Here is a 20,340-nt window from a genome sequence, read left to right on the forward strand (position 1 = left end):
ACGTCTTCACTGATAACGCGGGCCACCCTCGGGCGAACTAGGGTATAACCCGGCTCGCGGGACATCCTGCACCTGCAGCGAAGCTGTAGGAAACAAAACAAATCCGGAGGTGTTGCAACACTATGAAGAAGATCTTTACTTTTCTGATGATCGTGAGCGTGATGGGCGGAGTGCTCGCTGGTTGCTCGGGCGGCGACAAGGCTGCTGAGGGCGGAGATGCCGCTAAGCCAGCAGCTGAAGGCGAAGCTGCCAAGTAACTACGAGCACTCGTAAGGCGCTTTAACGCCGCACGAAATCCACATGAGGGCCTCGGAGATTCTTCTCCGGGGCCTTGTGTGTTTACTGGCCCGGGACTTCGAGCGTCACGTCCGGGATCGAGAAGCTATCGTCTGTCTTGCCGCCATCGTCTTGCAAGTCTGCGCCGACTGAGTAGACCTTGAACACGTTGCCCGAAGCCCAGTAGATGAACGGTTTGCCCGAATACGGATCGGTTCGGGCCCACTCCGGACACTCATCGAGCCGGGCTGGGGCAATTCTTTGCGCTTTGACGATTGCCAACGCCGAGCTGTAAACCGCAAGCAATCTGCAGCGTGCGAGAGTCGCAGTCTCCAGGCGCTGGTAGCCGTCGAAGGTGCCGAAGAACATGTTCGACAGCCGGCCCCAGGGTTTGCCTTGCGACTCCGATTCCGGCCATTCGCCGCGATCCGCCGTGCTCTTTGTCGCTCGCTGTGCTGCGAGTTCGATCTGGGCATCCGCCTCCCGAGACATCCCGTCGAAGATTGAGCGAAGCTCATTGGGCGAGTCAAAGACCTTGGTGAGCGGAAGCATCGCCTCGCGACCTGTCGACCCGAGCCGCGCTTGGAATGCCTCCAGCCGCTTCTCCCGCTCGTCGTCCTTCAGCTTGCGAATCTGTTCGACCTCCGCTTGGACCATGTCGATCGACTGGTTCATCGATTCCCTTTCGTTCTTCAATAACAGTTCAAACGCGGGCCGCCTGTCCAGGGCCCCCTTCGTGGTCGCCACCACCTGCTGCAGCTGACCTGCACCCATTCCATCCAGCCCTGACGCAAGTGCGGCGCGCGCATTGTTGACGATTGTGAGGCCCAAACCCGCCACGAGCACATCCGAACCAGTGAGATCCATCCCAAACCTCATCGCGACTGAGTAGTGCTCCAGTGCGAGGCCATAGTTCTTCTCGCGCACCGCACTCTGAATCTGCAACGCCAGCGCCCGACCGATGAGCGCCCAGCCTTGGGCCTCGCTACTCAGCGAAAATGGCTTAGTGGGGACGTATTTGACCTTACAGGGGAGCTTGCTCGAAGTGGCGACCTTCGACAACATTGGGCCCAGCGCAGACAGTAACTCCTGGCGGGCCCTGCCTACGGGATTCGAGGCGCTTGTGATTCGGGTCGGAAGCGCTGCAGCCGCTCGACCGGCCAGAACGTAGCCATCGTACGCATTACCGCTGTTCGCGCTCGGCGCGAACGGCTCGGCGGGTGGGCTGTAAGTGCGGATCGCTGGCTCCGGTGCTTTCCGGCATCCCACCAGTGCAAGAAGGAGCACTCCACAACCGACCCCGGACACCGCCCATGTGCGCATAGGTGAGATGCTACCAGCGCACTGAAGGTGCCGGTCTGACCATGGGCCAAGCACACCGTATTTTCACCAGAAGTTGGACCAGGCGATAAACAAATTGTGACACTTTTCTGCGAAAAGTAAGTTTGCTGATACATTTACTGTATTGCCTTGCTTTGTTATGGGAGAAACGCATATGAAATCACGGACAGCACTCACTCTATTGGTTTCCTGCTCACCGGCCCTGGTCTTGGCCGGACTGCCCAAGGATCAAATTGTCACATCCGCCTTCGACTTCCGCCCCGTCGTCCGCATTGAGCGAGGAGACGGCGGCTATGGCACCGGATCGGTGATCGGTCGGTTCCTTTACGATAACGGGCTTAAAGGCAAGCTTTGCGTTTTGACTGCGGACCACGTCATCAGCACGACCGGGGCACAGGGCGGCGGGATCGCCGGGGGTCTCAAGATTGGGACTCGAAACCCGGACGGCAGCATCGGCACGCCGGTGACGCGCAACGCGACCGTCATTGGCCGTCAGGGCAAGGACGGTCCCCAAGGAAACGGGGCGCGAAAGTGGGACCTTGCACTTCTTGAAATCGACTGGGGGTTCCGCGACACCGAGTACGACCTGCTGGCTGGTCAGCGGTACTCCGTGGATGTCTGGGGCGGGGCAAATCTGAGTTTCACTTCTGCTGGCTTCGGTACCACCGGAGATCTGACTAAGAACGGAGGACCGATCGACACCGGCTATGAGTACTTCGCAAACAACCCCGCGCACAACGACAAGAAGCAGCGCTTCTGGAATAATCGGATGACCCTCGCGCCGAACAACACCGCCGCTCCGGGAGGCTACGTTCACGATGGCCTGGAGTGGGTGCTGGATAACATCGATCCGGCTGCCAAGACCGGCGAGGGAACCGGATTGCCAGGTGATTCCGGCTCGCCACTCCTGTTTGATGGCGCGGACACGCTCTACCAACCCAAAGTCGACACGATCTTCACCCGAAGCTTGCGCGGCGTCTTCAATGCGTTCGAGCGCCGCACGTTCGTGGGAGGTTTTGACGTTGATTGGGGATTCAAGGGCTTTGCCGTTCGGATCACGGACGACAATAAGAAGTGGATCGATCAGCGATGCTCGACCGTCGTCCCCGAACCCGCGAGCTTTGTGGCGCTTAGTCTGGCAGTGTCGATCCTCGCGCTTCGACGCCGACCCAAAGGCTAAGTACAGTACGCATCCCGGGCGACCGTCCCTCGACAAGGGGGCGGTCGCTCTTTCTTTGACATTCGATCGCGCACTGTGATAGATTGCGTTCAATCGGTCAATTCCAGACCGAAGAGGGTGCTCATGCTTGTTGTTGGAGTCATTGCCGTTGTCGTTGCCATCGTCGTCGCGCTGTTGATGTTCTCGGCAATGCGCCGCCCAGACACGTTTACCGTCGAGCGTCGTGCGACGATCCATGCGGAGCCGCACACCATCTTCGCACTCTTGAACGACTTTCACGAGTGGGGCAAGTGGTCGCCCTGGGAACACCTTGACCCAAACATGACTCGCACGCACGGCGGTCCGGACTCCGGGGTCGGTGCCAGCTACGCTTGGTCAGGCAACAAGAGGGCGGGCGAAGGTCGCATGGAAATCCTCAAGTCCGAACCACCTTCGAGACTCGAAATCGATCTGAGCTTCATCAAGCCGTTCCCGTCCAAGAACATCACGACGTTCACACTCACCCCAACGGGGGGCGGAACCGAGGTGAACTGGCACATGCAGGGGCCTGCGAGCCTGATGACAAAGGTGTTCGACATGCTCATGAACATGGACAAGATGGTTGGCAAAGACTTTGAGCAAGGCCTCGCCAACCTCAAAAAGGTCACTGAGAAGGCCTAGTTCAGAACCCAGGACCGTAGGCCCGCGTGGTCAGGCCCCATAAGATGTTCGCGCCAAAGCGCGGATAGTACGTCGGGTCTGACTTACCGTACCAGGCGGGGAAATTTTGGGGCGTCGGCCAATTGGGATACACCTGACTCACCTGCTTGACGAATTCATCGGCGAGGGCAGTGTCGCCCAGCAGCGTCGAGACGCCGATGCAATACCCCGCACCCCAGATCTGGGACGGCTTGTCAAAACTCTTGCTGAGTGGATACGGCCACGCGTCTGGGTAACCCACGAGGCGGTCGCCACGGAAATACTGGCGCAGGGACGCGGCTGCTTGAGCCTGTGTGTACGGAATCCGGATCTCGCGCTGGTACTTGCGCGCCAGTTCCAATCCCCACAGTGTGTACCCGTGGTGGCGCAAGTCGTTCGGCTGATTTGCAAACTTAGTCCAGAAGGCACCCTTCGGTCCGTGGTAGTTCCAGTGGGGCGCACCATCAACCATCACGCGTTCGTCGAGGATGACCTCGACCGCTCGGAGCGACTTCTCACGGAACTCCTTGATCTCGGTGGCGGTGAACGCGCGCGGAATCTCGGCGAGAGCCCGCAAGATAATCCCCGAAGTGTACGAAGACACGTTTGTCACGGGGTTCATGTCTCCGGGAGCAGCGCTGTACGCGTAATAGCCAAACGGGAGATACGTGTGCTTGACGATCCAGCGGATGGCATCGGCTATGAGTGCGTCTGCGGCCTGCACCTCGGCTGGAGTGAGCGCGCCACTCGTCCGGGCGGTGAGCATCCCTTCCAGACACACGGCGGTCGAGACGGTGTAGGGATGATCAACTCCATTGACCGAACCGTCGCCGAACGCGTCCCAAGCCTGCCCGATACCATAGCCTGGTCCATCGTCCCCGTCGAGATTCTGCCGATCCACAAGCGCGTTGAATGCCTTGGCCACCCGTTCCTTGGCGACAGGATCGCGTGTGACCCGGTACCGGTTGGATTCACAGAAGAGCAAGATGCCATGAATCTCGTCTACCGTCGCAACCTGATTGCTGAGCGAGTCGATCGCGAGAGCCATCGTGTCGGTGGGAAAAGTGCCGTTCAGCTCGGCATACCGAGTCCGGGCTTGAAGGGTCGCGGTGTCGGGCGTGATGCCACCGCCCCCCGATCCGCCTGAGCCTCCACAACCTGCGAGAGCAAGGGCGGCACAGGTGGTAGCAAGCAGGCGAAAACGCATGGGGTTCAGTGTACACCGCGAACCTGCTAAGGAGCCCCCGCAGGATCCCCGAAGGCAGCCCCGCCTGTGCTATCTTTAGGACGATGAAAGGCGTCATTCTCGCTGCTGGCAAGGGCTCTCGGCTCTACCCCGTGACTCACCACATCCCCAAGCCGCTTCTTCCGCTGGCGAACCGCATGACCATCGAGTACGCCTTCGACCGGCTTAAAGAACTTGGGATCCGCGAGGTCGCCATTGTGGTGGGCGAAAACGAAGAGTCGATGCGCGGTGCGCTCGGCGACGGCTCGCGGTTTGGGCTCGAACTGACCTACGTCCGACAGCCGGAGCCGAAGGGCCTCGCGCATGCGGTGAGCTTTGCCAAACAGTTTGTGAATGGCGACTCGTTCGTGCTGTACCTGGGAGACGCAATCTACAGTCACGGATTCCAGGAGCTTGCCGAGAAGTTTCGATCAAGCGGCTGTGCGAACCTGAACGTGCTGAAGGAAGTCGAGGACCCGCGTCGATTCGGTGTAGCCCATCTGGAGGGCGATAAGATGACCAAGCTCGTGGAAAAGCCCCAGAATCCCGAGTCGAACCTCGCGCTGTGCGGCCTGTACTTCTTTGGCCCAAAACTCTGGGAAGTTCTGCCGGACCTCCAGCCCTCGGCCCGCGGTGAGTACGAGATCACCGATGCGATCCAGCTGATGGTCGATCGCGGCATGGACGTGCGTGGCGGTCTGTACCACCACACCTGGTTCGATACCGGAACCCTCGATTCGTTTTTGGAAACAAGCCAGTTCCTCGCCGGAGACGGCCTCACACTGGGCGACTCGGCCGACCTGGCAGGGACAGCGGGCGAGCATGTGGTCATCGGCAACGGCGCGCATGTCACTTGCGCGTTGATCGAAGACAGCGTCATTTTGCCAGGCGCCGACGTCAAAGTAACCGGAACGATACGTAGATCAATACTGATGGGCAGCGTGCATGCAGACGGCGACCTGATCGAACAAATCGTTTCCCAGTAACTTGGCCAGCCCTTCGGAATCTTTCCGATGGAAGGAACCGAATGGGTGCCCGGAACTGTCAGTCATTTGTAGCTTGCATTCCGAGCAAATCGTGTCGACAATGGTGTCAACGTCAATTTATCAGGGAGCAGGATCCATCGCGATCCGCCATCGAAGTCGGGCAGCGTACTTCCACGTCAGCGGCAGTCTTGCCTCGGCGGGCCTTTCGCCGCTGGAAATTGCCAATGCCGCACTCGAACATCGTCGCCGACTGGCGATCCTCGACTTACGTGATGCCCAGGTGCTCGCTGCCCAAGACCTCGAATGGTTGGAGCAGCTCACTGCCTTGTGCTCAGCAAAGGGGCTCAGACTGCGCATCGTCTCCACCGCCGGGTCGAGACCCAACCGCATGCTCGAGCTTCTGCGATTCGACCGCTTCGTGGTCGTCAGCAGCACAGTTCGAGACGCCTTGCGCTTTGGCCGGATTATCCGACGCAAGAGTTGATCAGCGTGCGCGCCGATACTCGGGAGCAGCCACCGGATGATCGGGATTGTCTTGCACCGCTTGCGCAAATGCGGAACGCGCGGCTTCCAGTTCCCCTTTTCGGCGCAGGGTCACACCCAAATATGCCCACGCGTCCGCGTATCGGTCGTTCAGCTCCAGCGCCGCCCGCAGTTCTTCTTCCGCCTCGTCTAATTGATCTAGCTCCAAAAGCGTCTGAGCGTAGCGGCACCGCACGTCTGCGAACTTCGGTGCGATCTGCAACGCGATCGAGTACTCCTGTGCCGCCTCGACCCACTTCTTCTCGCGGGCTAATCGGTCGCCGAGCGTGGCGTGAGTGTTTGCGTCTGAGGATTGATCGTGAGCAATGGCCTCAAGTAGCGTGAGTCCACGCTCTTCGTTGCCTGCCGCCAGCGACTCCAATGCGAGTCGGTACCGCTCGGTGGTGAGGCTGCCGTCGTACTCAGATGCAAGCTGCACCAGCCTCATCCCTTCATCTTCGTCACCACCCCGATAGGCTATCAGCCCCTTCAGCAATGCTGCCTTACCATAGCGCGGGTTTAGATCGAGAGCAGATGCCAGCGCGGCTTTGCACTTTTCCATCCGACCGATTGCCGCGTAGCACCGAGCACGCTTGAACTGCAGGTCGGCGTAATTCGGGAACAGTCTGGCCGCTTGCTCGAAAAACTCAAGCGCTCGCTCCGGGATTGCCTGACCAAGCGCGGCATCGCCCATCTTGCTGAGCGAATCGGCCAAGTAGTGGCGCGCGAGTTTTGCGCCCGCCGCATCGGGCTTCGACGCCAGGAATTCGTTCAGCGCTTCGATTGCCGCTTCGTACTGACCCGTTTCGTAACACCGGATCGCGCGGTCGTAAGCTTCATGCCCACCGAATCCATACCACTTTTGAACTGACAGCATGCCCATAGAGTTCTTACTCGGATTGTCGGCAAGAATGCACGATCAAATAGGGCAGATGCTGTGGGAAATCCCGGGTGGGGTTTGGCCGTCCATAGCCCCCTTGTGCACCACTCCGTGGGACGCCAATACAGACGGGCGGGCGGGCGCGTTCGATGCAGGTTCCTTAGACTTCGAAAACGATGCCGTCGTAACCCACCGTCACGCCGTGGGGAGCGAGCGCCTCTTCGAGTTCGGCGTGCGTGCAACCGCCTAGATGCGCGTGGTGGGTGGTGACCACCGGCGTATCGCTCGCGAGGACCGACATCTTGCGCAAACGGCTCACGATGTGCAGGCACCCTTCGATGCCGACGTGTCCAAAGAAGTCTGAGTGTTTCTTGCCGTCCGTGCACTCTACGACGAACAGATCGACGTGCCAACCCTGCAAGAATTCCCAAGTCGGCTCATGCCAGATGCCGGTATCGGTCCCGTACAGAATCGTCTTGCCTCCGTGTTCGATCAGCAAGTTTTGGCTGTCTTCGTCAAGCTTATGGTACGCCTGAATTGGGGTGAGCTTGTACCCTACGTGGTGGAACGGCTTGAAGCTGTGAGTCTCAACGAGTTCGAAAGGCCAGTCGGGATAACGGTCGCTGATCTTGGAGAGCACAGTTGCGTTGCCGTAGATGGTGCTGGGCGCGAAGTGGTCCTCAGTGAACGGATACAAGGCGTACTGCAGCTCGTTCCGTGCCAAGTGGTCGTCATGGCTATGGGTGAAGACGATCCCCGACCAGTCCGCCGGATTCAGATCCTGAGTGACAACCTGGTGCCAGGTGTCGGGACCAAAATCGATCTTCAGGTCATCGTCAATCAGCGCCGCAGAGCGCGAGCGGATGTCCTTCTTTCCCACCTTGCGAGCATGGTCACTCACCCGACTGGCGCAATAGGCACTTGGAATGCCATCGGCTGCGCCCGTCCCGAGGAGTTGAATCTTCAAGTTGGTCCCTTGGGTCAGAAATCGCTGAGCGACCAGAGCACCAGGCCGCTGAGGATTTTGGGATAGTAGAACGTCGATTTTTGAGGCATCTTCTCACCGCCCAGAGCGATGTGGCGCATGTCGTTCACGCTGGGTGGATTCATCAAGAATGCGGCGGGTGCGCCCGCCTCGACGGCATCGACCGCCTCGTGCTCGTCCCTCGTGTAGTCAAAGAAATCGAGCCCGGTCAAGTCCAGTAGCTTCTCGAAAATGTAGTCATGCAGGATCGTCACGTCGAGCTCGCGCAGCAACTCGCTCCCCTCGGGGTGCACCTGCCCAGCTAGCACCGCAGGGTCAAAGTGGGCGAGGAAGCCTTGCCCGCCTGGCAACGCGACCCCAAACGCTCGCCTGCCGTCGGCGGCCAGGGATTCCAGCCGTGGCATCAGCTGGTCGTTCGCGCAATCCTCGACCTGGAAGTGGTTTGACATGCGCCCGCGCAACTCCGCCGCGTCGCACGGCATCCGCTTGAGGATGCGATGGGTCGGCAGAAGCACGAGGCCCGGGTCGGCCATGCTGGTGAGCGCCATCATCATGTAATCTTCGGCGACCTCGCCGTCTCGCTCGCCAAGCATCTGCCTGAACGCGAGCGCCGTTTCGTAGCGATGATGCCCGTCGGCAATCCAAATCTTCTTCGTCGAGATGGCGTCCTGGATACTCTTCGTGGCTGCGCTATCGGAGATCGCTTCAACCCGGTGGCGCACGCCGTCGTCGGTGGTCACATCGGCCACGGATTCGCCATTCGAGTTCATGACGTGGTCGAGCACGGCGCGCTCGTCGTCTTCATACAGGCCGAAAATGCACTCTAGGTGCGACCGAGTCGCCTCAAGGATCCGCAGTCGATCTTCCTTGTGCTTCGGGAATGTTTGCTCGTGGGGAAGGACGACGCCTTTCTCATAGGGCTCAACCTTGATCAGGGCAATCAGGGCGAGTCGCTCCATCGTTTCGGGCTTGCCCGGGATGTTGAAGTTCTGTCGGTAGCGGTAGAAGGTGGGCGCGGGTTCGACAGCGAGCGCACCCTGTTGTCGCCAACCGGTCAAGCGGCTTGCGCTGCGCGCGTACTTGACGAACTTGCTCCGATCGTCGGGCTCCTGTTCAGGCAGCGTCAGGTGGACGACGTTGTGGGCGCTGCGCGACGCAAGCTCATCGCGCTGTGATTGCGAAAGCACATCGTACGGGGGTGCAACGAGGTTATCCAAAGGGCCCGCGTCGGGTCCGTAGCGCAATCCACGAAAAGGCCTGATCGTTGCCATACGGAATGGAGTGTACCAAAGGGTCCTTCAGACTCACTGGTAAACTCGATCTGTGCAAGTGGAGATAGGACTGAGGACCTACGTCCCGCAGATCGAATCGCGGCTAGAATCTCTGTTGCCCAAAGAAGGCTTGTCTCCCGAGCCCCTCACTTCGGCCATGCGCTACGGCGTTCTGGGCCCGGGAAAGCGGCTTCGACCCGCCCTGACCATGGCCTGCTGCGCGGCGTGCGGTACCGCACCCGAGCAAGCACTCGATGCCGGGTGCGCGGTCGAGTTTGTCCACTGCTTCAGCCTCATCCACGATGATCTTCCGGCGATCGACAACGACGATCTGCGACGCGGAAGGAAAACCTGCCACGTCGTCTACGGCGAACCGATGGCGATTTTGGCCGGTGACGCACTCTTTGCACTGGCCTTCGAGACGCTTGCGCGAACACCTTGCGGTGCCGCGGGTGTGCTGGAATTGGCGCAGTCGGTCGGTTACGGTGGCGTGGTAGGCGGCGAGGCGCTTGATATTCTCAGCGAGAACGCGGAGCACGATGCAGGCACGCTCACGCGCATCCACCGAGAGAAGACGGGTGCGCTCTTCTCCGCTGCGTGCGCGCTCGGGGGGATGTGCGCCGGGGCGTCGCATGAACGAATCGTCGAACTCCGCGACTATGGCATGAGTCTCGGGCTAGCATTCCAGATCGCGGACGACATCTTGAACGAGACCAGCACGTCGGAGCAGCTGGGAAAAGCTGCTGGCAGCGACGCCGCCATGCGCAAGCTCACCTATCCGGCAGTGTACGGTCTGGAGCACTCCCGGGAGCTGGCGAGCCGGGCAGTCCATTCGGCGCTCAAGGCGCTCGACAATCTCCCGGATGACACGGATTGGCTACGATCTCTGGCTTGGTTCACCATCGAGCGATCTAAGTAGCGAGCGGGGCAAGCACTGAGGCCACGCGCTGACCAGCGTGCCGGGCGTTTTCGATTCCGAAGCTCGGCCCCAGCGTGAATCGGAGTCCTTCGTTGGCCTCCGACTCGCTAAGCCCCATTGCCCGCAGGACGTGAGACGGCTCGACTGCGCCCGAGCTACAGGCCGCGCCGCTACTCGCACTGATCCCAGCTCGATCCAGAGCGATCAGCGCGGTCTCCGACCGAACGCCTGGTAAGCGGATGTGGCAGTGGCCGGGCAGCACATCTTCGAAGCCAGGAGTAGTCCATACGACCCCAACGCCCAGTCCAGCCGCAAAGGCGTCGCGCGCCTCGGGTCCGAAGAGGCGTCCGGCGAGTGCTTGGACCGCCGCTTTGAATCCGACGATGCCAGCGACGTTTTCTGTCCCACCGCGCATCTCACGCTCTTGACCACCACCCAAGATGAGCGGACTGAGCGAGACTTGAGCGCGATGCGCGAGCGCCCCCACCCCCTTGGGCCCGCCGATCTTGTGCGCCGAAACCGAGACAAGGTCCGCGTCCAGCGAGTTCACGGTCCAGGGTAGGGCACCCAGTGTCTGGACCGCGTCGCAGTGGAACAGCGCCCCTGCCTCATGTGCAATGTCCGAGAGCTGGCGGATGCCGTTGATCGCCCCGGTCTCGTTGTTGGCGTGCATGACACTCACCAGGACCGTGTCTTCGCCGACCCTCTCCGTCAGCGACTCGGGTCGCACTCGCGCCTGCGCATCGACCGGAATGAGCGAGACGCGGTAGCCGTAGCGTTCGAGCCGCTCGCGGCAGTGCAACACGCAGTGGTGCTCCGCCGCTCCCAAGAGAATGTGGTTGCGCTGACGATCCTCGTTTCCGAGCGCCGTTCCGAGAATCGCCAAGTTGGCGGCCTCGGTACCCGAACTGCAGAAGGTGATTTCACCAAAGAGGCAGCCTAGCCGCTCGCTCAGCACCTCGCGCGCCTCGTCGAGCGCGGCCCGTGCGGCCCGCCCTTCCGCATGCAATGAGCTGGGGTTTCCGTGTTGCCCGGTCAACCACGGCTCCATGGCGCTACGAACCTCCGGCAGCAGCGGCGCGGTGGCCGCGTAATCCAGATAAATCCGATCGCTCAGAACAGCCATAGGTTAAAAATCATCAAGGCCCCGTTGTGGATGGCGTGCATGATCACCGCGGGCCAGAGCGACTTGGTGTGATAGGACGCCATGGCCGCCATGACGCCGATGACCATGAGCGGAAGCCACCCTGCGATCCCCTGAGGATGGATGCTGGCGAACAAGAGGCTGCTGGCCAAGATTCCGAGCGACGCACTGGTAACACGCCCGATGGCAGGGGCTAGCATGCCCCGGAAGATAATCTCCTCCACGATCGGTGCCTGGACAACTGCTAATAGAAAGAGCCCAACCAGCGCCGTTAGGGACTGGCTCTGAGCAAGCTGGTCCGTAGCCGGGTGCGACGGATCCGGTAAGTATTTGCTGACAGTGCTCGAAACCACGACCGCCACGGTTGCAAGGGGGACGAGCGCAAGTTCTGCGCCGATCGCCCATAGGATATAGCGAGATCGGAACGGGCCGAAGAGCGTTTTTAGGTCGACTCTCGGCCCGGGCAGGCGGAGGCAAGCGACCCCAATGACCGACCCGATGACCGCGAATGCCATCACCCACTCTGGCAACGGAAAAAGCTGCATGCCAATCAAGAGGCACAGACAAAGGAACGCCCGGAATGCCAGCCAATCGGCCTCACCCGGGTCTGCAAGCCTTATGGGAAATGCCTTGGTCGCCAGGGGCTCCTTGTCGCCGTACATGAAGTAAATCAGCCAAACCAAGATCCCGAGCGCAATTGCGAACACGATAATCGCTCCGAAGATCATCGTCGTTCTCACGATCGTTCCCATCAGAGCAGGGCGCAGCTTCTTGTCGCCTCCGATCTCCGCTGCGTGAACTCGTGCGGGCTTGTAGATCTTCTCCATAGGGAGCAGTTGGGAGATTTGCAGCGCGCGGGCCGTCGTGGGTTTGCTGTCGTAAACCTCAAGGGCGATCCGGTCCGCCGGGTACCAGCTCTCCTTGAGCCACTTGACCGCGGCCTCCCGCGTTTTGGCGGGCAGCGGCTTCTTCGATTCGCGCTCAATTCCCAGCAGCATGAGTGCATCGCCAGCACCCAAGTTTGGGGCGGTCGCACCAGTCGGGACAAGCTTGGCCAGCGACGCGTCCTTTGCGGCGCTGTCGGGTTGCGCCATCGCGCCCGCCAAATTGAAGAGCAACTGCTTGCTTTCAAGCGCTGTGCCGTCTTCGGAACGCACGAAACTAAACCACACCGACATGGTGATGAGCAGGCCGATCAGCGAGAACAGCAGGTACCACCCCATGCGAAATCGGGGCGTGCTTTGCGGCACCTCAAACTGCACAGGGGACGGTGAATCGCTCACGTGCTGATTGTACGAGATTCGGGCGCAGGAAACTTCTGCGGGTGCCGGACGGTCCTAATGTACAAGGTGATGCTTCAAGCACTGGCCATGGTCGCGCTAGCACAAACGCAACCGCTCCAACTCACGGATGCGAGCTACGAGTCGTGGCGCGCCAAGCTGGCTCCCACTTCCCGCGAACTCGTCTTCGAAACGCTCCCTTGGGAGAGCTCGCTGACCGCAGCGCGACGAAAGAGCATCCGCGAGCGCAAGCCGCTCATCGTTTGGGTTGAGCGCGGACACCCGCTCGGGACGACATCCTCGCACGGTGTCGTCCTGCGCACTCAGGTTTTCACTTCGGACCGAGTGCGCTCGAATCTGGGACGTTCGGTGCTGGTTGCAGAGTCGATTCCCCCCAAACCGCGCACACCCGGCGAGACCGAGTTTTGGAGTTCGGTCTTTCCGAAGCTCGCCGCAACCAAGCCATTTGAGGGGCTGGTCATCGTCGCTCCCGACGGATCCGTAGTGGACCGGATCGCAAGTACGGACCCGGCCGAAATCGCCGACCGACTGGCAAGGCTACAGACGATGAGCTTTGCCGCGCCAGGCGCAAACGCCGCTCGCGATTGGCTTGAGGAGCCGCCTCGCCCTCCGGCCCCGGCCATGCGTCTGGTGGCCGTCGTGCGAGACCTTTCCACACCCACGACCAGCATCGATTGGCACAAGAAGGCGGTGAACACGCTGGCATTCGACTTAACCGCCGCTGATCTGGACGCCTTTGCCCCGAAGACCGCGATTGATGGGACCGCGACGGTGTGGCCCACCGCGCTGTTGCAGCGATCCGCGGCGACGCTCTGGCTCGATGCGGTGCGCGGGGTGCCCCTCAGTTTCAGCATCGATGCCATCCAAGTCGGGCGGTTCGTCAGCACAGTGTCAAGCGCAGACAGCGATTCCGTGCGCTGGCGTATCGCCGGTACCCTCACCCGCTCCGCAAGTGGAGAGTGGAGTCTCGATGCGGACGATGGCAGCTTGGCCCCCTCAGATCAGAATCGCGGGATCGAACTGCAAGTGCTGGGCCGAGCCCGATACGATCGGCGCGCGCAGACCTGGACACAGTTCGAGATGCTCGCAGTCGGCTCGCGCTGGGGCGGCGGTCCACTCAACGGACGCAAGGACGACACCAAACCCGGCGGGATCGGGTTCTACGTGGCGATGGATACGACTCCGTTCGCTCTGCTCGCACCCCCGTTTGGCCAAGCTCCCGAGCGGTAAACTCCGCCCATTGCATGGATTACCGCCGAACGTATCTCAAGGACCTCTTCGAACTCGCACCGGGAACGCAAACTGAAGCGTACGGTTGGGTCAAAACACGACGCGACAGCAAGGAAGTCAGCTTCGTCCAACTCTCGGACGGTTCGACCTTTCGAGACCTGCAAGTCGTGATCGAATCCGGATCCATCGACGAGCAACTGCTGAAGTCGCTCACGACCGGCGCATGCGCCAAGTTCACCGGCGAGGTGGTGGCTTCGCCCGCCTCGGGTCAAGCGGTCGAGCTCAAGGCTTCGGGAGTCACGCTCTACGGAGCCGCGAATCCCGAGCAATACCCGCTCCAGAAGAAAGGGGCGACGATGGAGTTTCTGCGCGAAATTGCCCATTTGCGGATGCGCGGCAACACGTTCGGTGCAGTTTTCCGCGTGCGCAGCCGGGCGGCGTACGCGATTCACAAGTTCTTTAACGACCGCGGATTCCACTACGTCCACACGCCGATCATTACCGCTAGCGATTGCGAGGGCGCAGGCGCGATGTTTGCGGTCACAACCATGCTTGACGAGCCTAAGCACGATCAACAGGCGAAACTAAAGACCGCAGAGTACGCCGAGGACTTCTTCGGCAAGCCCGCATTCCTCACCGTTTCCGGTCAGCTCGAAGCCGAGACGTTCGCTCTGGGGATGACCAACGTTTACACCTTTGGCCCGACCTTCCGCGCGGAGCGGAGCAACACCGCCCGGCACCTCTCCGAATTCTGGATGATCGAGCCCGAGATGGCATTTTGCGATCTTGAGGGGGACATGAACCTCGCGGAGGAGTTCCTGAAAGCGGTCATTGGCGATGTGCTGAGCCACTGCGCGTCCGACCTGGAGTTCTTCAATCAACGGATCGAGCCTGAGCTCCTGAAGACGCTCGAGCACGTCGTCACTTCTGGGTTCGAGCGAATGACCTACACCGAGGCGGTCAAGCATCTGGAATCGAGCGGCGAGAAGTGGGAGTTCCCGGTGGGCTGGGGAATCGATTTACAGAGCGAGCACGAGCGGTGGCTCACCGAGGTGAAAGTCGGACGGCCAGTGATCCTAACGGACTATCCGCGCGAGATCAAGGCGTTTTACATGCGCGGTAACGACGACGGGAAGACGGTCCGGGCCATGGATGTTCTTGCTCCACGGATTGGCGAGATCATTGGCGGTTCGCAGCGCGAAGAGCGATTGGATGTTCTCGAATCGCGCATCGCGGAGATGGAGCTGCCATTGGAACCGTACCAGTGGTACCTGGACCTCCGCCGATTTGGTTCAGCACCCCACTCGGGCTTCGGGCTGGGGTTCGAGCGGTTGCTCATGTACCTTACGGGTATGAAGAACATCCGCGACGTAATCCCATACCACCGCACGCCCGGAAGCGCTGAATTCTGAGCCCTAGGACCCGATGACACGCGCGCAGGCGTGAATCGTTAACGTGCATGAGAGCCGGCCCAGGCTGGCTCCGGAGTTAAGCACGATGCAATGGCCGCGTATTTTTGTCGTTTGGGCACTCGCACTGGCACTCACGGTCGTGGGCTGCGGTGGCGGGACACCCAAGACCACAACGTCGATCATCAGTGGACGGGTCACGTTTGAGGACGGGCTTCCCGCGCGGGGTGCGGTCGTCACAGGACGCGATGGTAGCGCTATTACTACAACCAATGGCAGCTTTGTTTTGACCGGTCAACGCGCTGCCGACCTGGTCATCAAGGCCGAAATCACCGACAACGGCACGAAGTACATCGGGCAGAATTTGGCGCGCACGTACGAAGGCGAGCAGTATCCGAACGTGAATATCATGGTCGTCCCCCAGAACCAGACGGCCACCGTCGAAGGCGTCGTGGAAGACCGAAATGGCAATCCGCTTGAGCTCGCTCGAGTCTTCGCGCTCGGCGCAGGGGCACTGAGTAGCACGAGCGTCCTTACCGACAAGGACGGGAAATTCACCTTGCGATACCTGCTCGGTAACGTCAACTATGAAGTGAGCGCGGGAGGAGGCGACTACCGTAGCGACTCCGAGAGCGTCACGCTCAACGTCGGCGAGAAGCGGTTCATCCGTTTCGTACTCGGTAATCCGGGATCGCCGGTATTTGGTCCGCCGCAGAACTTGTCCGCCATCGCGTGGACGTCGCCCGTCAGCCGTGACGAATCGCTTTCGGCAGCGGTGGAGAACCTTAAGCGCCTAGTCGATCCGAAGCGACCCAAGACGTCGGGTCGCCTCTCGTCCAGCGGTAACCCGGTTGAGATCGAACTCGAATGGGATTCGATTTCCAATCCCGATCTGTACGGCTGGGGGATCTATCGCGCCCGCAGTAACGGTTCGTTCAGTGGGTTGGACTTCTTCCGCGAGCCGCTGGGCAGCGTCTACTTGGACTCGGACGTGAACCTCACGCCGAACAGCGAATACTCGTACCACGTAACGGCGTGCAACACCCGCTATCCGTACGACAATGGCAGCGAATCGGATCCGAGTGCGGATGTCGCCGTCACACCCTTGGACGACATGCGCCTGCGATCCACCACGCTCGCTCCGCTGACCTTCGCCTGGGAGCCAGTACTCGGCGCGGACAACTATGTGGTCTATCTCTTCGACCGCTACCCTGGTTTTGGGGTTGACTCGATCTGGAACAACGCCAGCGACCGAGCAACGGGCAACTCAAAGCGCTACAATGGCTCGATCCGACTCGTCACCGGCAAGCAGTACTACTTCATGGTGCTGGGGCTGGGGGACTCGGACTCTAGCCGTACCATCAGCGAGGTTGGTGCGTTTATCTACCAGGAATGAAACCCACGTCCACAAGTTCGAAATGGAACATCTGGGCCGCCATGATTGCGATCATGGCGGCCCTTCCCGCGTCGGCCACGATCCTCAAAGTCGAGGCGAGCCCTTTGGGGCGCGACTCCAGCCTGAGCCGTTCGGATGATGCGGTCCGGACGTTCACTCGGAATCTTGCGATCCTCACCCGTGGCGAACGCGAACTCCGGGCGAGGACCCAAGGCCAACAGGTCCTCGCTTCGATCCCGGTTCGGGTCCAGCTCACCCGAAACGGGCAGCCCGTGCCGCCACCATCGGCGACTCGCGGCGGCACCGACATCACCCTCCAGTTTGCTTCCGGCGCACGGTCCTTCCCGACCGACTACCAAGCGTTTCTACAAGACCTCTACACCCGTCTGAAGCCACGCATCGACGCTACCTTTGGCGCACCGAGTGTCGGTGGCAACGTCACCGTCTCCAACTACGATGTGGACATGGGCGACCGCGACGCCATCGCGGGCGGATACTACACGTTCGATGGGTCGGCACAAGAGATTCGTTTTCCAGTCTATTCGGACGCAATCGGCTACAAGCTTGAGGTCACCGCGGTCAACTTCTTGCACTGCCTGCTGCTCGCGACCATCGGTCCGCGCTCGCTGCCGGGTGACGGCTGGAACGAGGGGATCGTCCGAGCCGCGGTTCTCCAGATCGCGCGCACGCCCGGTGCGATGCCGCCGACTTTGGATTCCACATCCCTGGAGCAAGTGCTGCAAAGCTCGTATGAGGTCGGAGGGCTTTACGATTGGGGCAACCAACGAGCGCTCGCCGGACCCGAATTCATCGCTCCGAACCTCGTCAGCGAAGCGCTCCCCATCGGGGGGTCCCGCGGCGGCCTTTACTTGCTGCGCTACCAAATGGCGGGCTCGGCATTCCAAAAGGTGCTCGTTGAGTACCCGGCATTCGCCTCCGAGTTCTTGAGCCGCACTTACTTGCTAGGTGCGGCCCCTTCCCGAGCTTCGTTGCTTGCCGCAGGGCAAGCGAGCATCAACGCGCTCGGGGGATCGGGTTCGCTGGTCGAAGGGCAAACCTTCGCACAATGGGTCGCCAAGCAACGGATACTCGACACGACCCTGCAGCCAGGCACTAAGCTCGCCGTCCAAGCGTTCCCGATCACATCCGGGCTTCAGGGCTCGGAGTTTGGGGTCTTTGGCATCGAGGCGCACAGTTTCCGAACGAACCAGGACGGCACCGAGACGCTACTCTCGGGGAACGCCTTTCCGATCTTTTGGTCGCCGGACTACACCCGCTTTTTTACGTCAGGCCAGGACGACAAGATGTCGTTTTTCCTCGGCTACGGGTCGGTCGCGCCAAACTTTCCCGGAACGGCCTTTAATGGCGAGCCCTACCGGGTGACGGTGGACGTCCCCGCTGGGGATCAGGTCGCACGCATCGTGCTTCCCGCCGGAGCCGTCGCCACCGCCGCAAATCCGGCCGAGAACAATTTCTACGGCTGTGTGGTCGGCCCAGACCCGGGGCCGAATGCAAGCTATGCCGTTCGGATCTCGTTCGGCGCAGAACAAGTCGTTGTCCCGGTCACGCATGGGGCCTTCGGTGTGACGCTCAACACCGCGAACTTTGAACTCAGTCAGCGCCGGATGCTGGTCGAACTGCTCCGCATCCCCACGAGCGGTGCCACCGTTGTTTTGAACACGCGACTCGTGAACAAGGGGCCCGGGCCAATTGCCCTCAACCTGTATGTCGGGACCGACCGAGTGGTCAGTTTTGATGGGATCGGCATCCGACAGGGGCTGCAAATGATCGGTGCGATGGGCGAACCGGACACGAGCCATATTCCGGACCTGGTCGGCGGTTCAGTCCTCGCCGCGCGCTGGAACCCGACGAAATCCAAGTTCGAGTACTACCCAGAGTTTGGGGTTGCTGGAACGGGTCAAGGGTTCTTCGTTCAGTCCACCTCGGCGCTGCCCGGAAGCTACCTCACCCGAGTCGCGGATGGCGACGCGCTTACGGTAGCGCTGAAGCCAGGTTGGAACCTGATCGTGAACCCATTGCCGGTTGACGTGACCGCAGACACGCAGATCGAAGTGGTGACAGCGTCGAACTTCCCTCGCGCGTTCAGTGACGCAGTTTCCAGTGGGCTGATCGCGGGTGACTTCTTCCGCTTCTCGCCGACCGGCGAGTTTGCGGGGTCTCTGCTCGGCACGAATACTCTGGGCGCGGGTCAAGCGGCCTACGTAAAGTGCTTGGCGTCCACTGGCGCGACGCTGCTCTTCCGCCCCAGCGGGACCGCGAATCGCGGAGGCAACTCTGAGCCCGCACGATGGGAGATCGCTTTGCAAATGTCGACGACCACGGCCGTCGCCAATGCTCGCATCGGCGGACTAGAAGGCGCGACGGGAACGGTCGATCGGTACGATGTGGAACTGCCCCCCACGATGGGTGGCCTCCAGATCTCGCTCGGCGGAAAGCAGAACCTGTACCGTGACATGCGCGGATTCGGCAAGGCCGAGAACTATCTGATCCGCACTCAGAATCTGGCGGCGGGGACGAAGGTCAAGCTGGACTTGAAATTCCTGCGAGGAAAGATCGGCTCGGTGGTGGTCATCGTGCCCGGCGGCGGTCGGACTCGACTCACAAAATCGGGGGTCGTTGAATTCACCGTCAAACGGCCCGACGCAAACATTGTGGTGGCGGTACCACGGGTGAAGAAATGAAGTGGATCGGTGCACTGCTCCTAACTCTTGTATTGGTCCTCGCCGGATGCGGTGGTGGAGGCGGAGGAGGCGGCACAACCTCTTTTGTCAACCTCACGGGCGTCGTGACTTACCTATCGACGGGCGCACCGCCTTCACCCCAAGCGACCATCCAGGCGGGAAGTCGCAGCACAAAGTCGAATGCCTCCGACGGGAGCTTTGTCATGTCGGCGGCGTCGGGCACCAGCAGCATCGTCATCCTGTTCCAGGTTCCCGGTGGCGGTACTCAAACCATGACGTACACGTTTGCACCCGCGACGGGGGACCTCGATCTGGGTGAACTCTTTGTTGCTCCGGAGACGGTGACGGTCACCGGCAAGGCGTTGGCCGCCGCTGATTCTGCTCCCGTACCCGGCGCGACGGTCCGGTTCGCGGGCCGATCCACCACGACCGACAGTTCCGGTACCTACACGCTGACCGACGTCGCGTTCGACTCCACTGCTTTGGCCGCGTTCTTGTCGCTCGAAGGGACAGTGATCAAATCCGGCTTCTTCCCCGCGACGCTCTCCGCAAATGCGGGGCCGTCTTCGGGAGTCGTGACCATCGACGACATCTTCCTATCCGCGGATATCGGAGTCGAGCCTCCAGGAACGCCGTCGACCGTGGACGGGACGGTCACCCCGGGTGTGGTGGGCGGGACCGGCACCGTTGTTCAGCTCGTGCATAGCGGCACGGTCATCCGATCGGTGACGGTCGGCAGCAACGGCAAGTTTGGTTTCTGGGTGCCGGTTGGCAGCTACATTCTGCGCGCGTCGAATAGCGCGTCGGGCAAGAGTTCTGGTGACGTCACCGTGGTGCTCACGAGCCCGACCGATGTCGTTCGACCCACGCTCACGCTGCAGTAGACTGGCGAAGC

At 60.9% G+C, this 20,340-nt stretch carries 17 protein-coding genes; 10 read left to right on the top strand and 7 right to left on the bottom strand.

Going from position 1 to position 20,340, the window contains the following annotated elements; all coding sequences use genetic code 11:
- Positions 1-339 precede the first annotated feature (339 nt).
- A complete protein-coding gene (locus JNM85_03570) occupies positions 340-1,599 on the bottom strand; it encodes a hypothetical protein (GenBank protein ID MBL8087134.1) in 1,260 nt (419 codons plus the stop codon).
- 172 nt (positions 1,600-1,771) lie between these two features.
- Between JNM85_03570 and JNM85_03575 the strand changes: the two genes are divergently transcribed.
- Both JNM85_03575 and JNM85_03580 read left to right on the top strand, forming a co-directional pair.
- Complete coding sequence (locus JNM85_03575) at positions 1,772-2,797, top strand: PEP-CTERM sorting domain-containing protein (GenBank protein MBL8087135.1); 1,026 nt, start codon at positions 1,772-1,774, stop codon at positions 2,795-2,797.
- A gap of 123 nt (positions 2,798-2,920) precedes the next feature.
- Positions 2,921-3,457 carry an SRPBCC family protein gene (locus JNM85_03580; GenBank protein MBL8087136.1) on the top strand — a complete coding sequence of 179 codons (537 nt, stop codon included), beginning with the start codon at positions 2,921-2,923 and terminating at the stop codon, positions 3,455-3,457.
- Position 3,458: 1 nt separating this feature from the next.
- On the opposite strand, the gene JNM85_03585 is transcribed toward JNM85_03580, so the two are convergent.
- Entirely contained in the window at positions 3,459-4,682 is a 1,224-nt protein-coding gene (locus JNM85_03585; protein MBL8087137.1) for a hypothetical protein, read from the bottom strand.
- 83 nt (positions 4,683-4,765) lie between these two features.
- On the opposite strand from JNM85_03585, the gene JNM85_03590 reads away from it, so the two are divergent.
- Positions 4,766-5,686 carry an NTP transferase domain-containing protein gene (locus tag JNM85_03590; GenBank protein MBL8087138.1) on the top strand — a complete coding sequence of 307 codons (921 nt, stop codon included), beginning with the start codon at positions 4,766-4,768 and terminating at the stop codon, positions 5,684-5,686.
- A 100-nt stretch (positions 5,687-5,786) separates the two neighbouring features.
- Positions 5,787-6,170, top strand: coding sequence for a hypothetical protein (locus JNM85_03595; GenBank protein MBL8087139.1), 384 nt, complete (start codon positions 5,787-5,789; stop codon positions 6,168-6,170).
- On the opposite strand, the gene JNM85_03600 is transcribed toward JNM85_03595, so the two are convergent.
- The 3 genes from JNM85_03600 to JNM85_03610 all read right to left on the bottom strand — a co-directional run bounded on the left by JNM85_03600 (position 6,171) and on the right by JNM85_03610 (position 9,344).
- Positions 6,171-7,085 carry a tetratricopeptide repeat protein gene (locus JNM85_03600; GenBank protein MBL8087140.1) on the bottom strand — a complete coding sequence of 305 codons (915 nt, stop codon included), beginning with the start codon at positions 7,083-7,085 and terminating at the stop codon, positions 6,171-6,173.
- A 163-nt stretch (positions 7,086-7,248) separates the two neighbouring features.
- Positions 7,249-8,055 carry a hypothetical protein gene (locus JNM85_03605; protein MBL8087141.1) on the bottom strand — a complete coding sequence of 269 codons (807 nt, stop codon included), beginning with the start codon at positions 8,053-8,055 and terminating at the stop codon, positions 7,249-7,251.
- 14 nt (positions 8,056-8,069) lie between these two features.
- A complete protein-coding gene (locus JNM85_03610) occupies positions 8,070-9,344 on the bottom strand; it encodes a DUF1015 domain-containing protein (protein MBL8087142.1) in 1,275 nt (424 codons plus the stop codon).
- Positions 9,345-9,396: 52 nt separating this feature from the next.
- Between JNM85_03610 and JNM85_03615 the strand changes: the two genes are divergently transcribed.
- Positions 9,397-10,263: a polyprenyl synthetase family protein gene (locus tag JNM85_03615; protein MBL8087143.1), complete on the top strand. Its 867-nt coding sequence runs from the start codon at positions 9,397-9,399 to the stop codon at positions 10,261-10,263.
- Here JNM85_03615 and JNM85_03620 read toward each other — a convergent pair.
- Positions 10,256-11,389 (bottom strand): cysteine desulfurase, encoded by a 1,134-nt coding sequence (locus JNM85_03620; protein ID MBL8087144.1) that lies wholly within the window; start codon positions 11,387-11,389, stop codon positions 10,256-10,258. The two genes, JNM85_03615 and JNM85_03620, sit on opposite strands and share 8 nt — an antisense overlap.
- On the bottom strand, positions 11,377-12,690 hold the full coding sequence (locus JNM85_03625) for a CPBP family intramembrane metalloprotease (protein ID MBL8087145.1): 1,314 nt from the start codon (positions 12,688-12,690) through the stop codon (positions 11,377-11,379). The genes JNM85_03620 and JNM85_03625 overlap by 13 nt, the downstream gene beginning before the upstream one ends.
- Between JNM85_03625 and JNM85_03630 the strand changes: the two genes are divergently transcribed.
- From JNM85_03630 to JNM85_03650, 5 genes are all read left to right on the top strand, one after another.
- Positions 12,691-13,938 carry a hypothetical protein gene (locus JNM85_03630; GenBank protein MBL8087146.1) on the top strand — a complete coding sequence of 416 codons (1,248 nt, stop codon included), beginning with the start codon at positions 12,691-12,693 and terminating at the stop codon, positions 13,936-13,938. It abuts the gene before it with no gap.
- A 14-nt stretch (positions 13,939-13,952) separates the two neighbouring features.
- Positions 13,953-15,350, top strand: a complete 1,398-nt coding sequence (gene asnS, locus JNM85_03635) for an asparagine--tRNA ligase (protein MBL8087147.1) — start codon at positions 13,953-13,955, stop codon at positions 15,348-15,350.
- A gap of 85 nt (positions 15,351-15,435) precedes the next feature.
- Positions 15,436-16,743 carry a carboxypeptidase regulatory-like domain-containing protein gene (locus JNM85_03640; GenBank protein MBL8087148.1) on the top strand — a complete coding sequence of 436 codons (1,308 nt, stop codon included), beginning with the start codon at positions 15,436-15,438 and terminating at the stop codon, positions 16,741-16,743.
- Between the two features lie 41 nt (positions 16,744-16,784).
- On the top strand, positions 16,785-19,445 hold the full coding sequence (locus JNM85_03645; GenBank protein MBL8087149.1) for a hypothetical protein: 2,661 nt from the start codon (positions 16,785-16,787) through the stop codon (positions 19,443-19,445).
- Positions 19,442-20,329, top strand: a complete 888-nt coding sequence (locus JNM85_03650; protein MBL8087150.1) for a hypothetical protein — start codon at positions 19,442-19,444, stop codon at positions 20,327-20,329. The genes JNM85_03645 and JNM85_03650 overlap by 4 nt, the downstream gene beginning before the upstream one ends.
- Positions 20,330-20,340 lie beyond the last annotated feature (11 nt).

Origin of the sequence: Chthonomonas sp. (genome assembly GCA_016788115.1) — a bacterium.
Lineage (GTDB): Bacteria > Armatimonadota > Fimbriimonadia > Fimbriimonadales > Fimbriimonadaceae > UBA2391.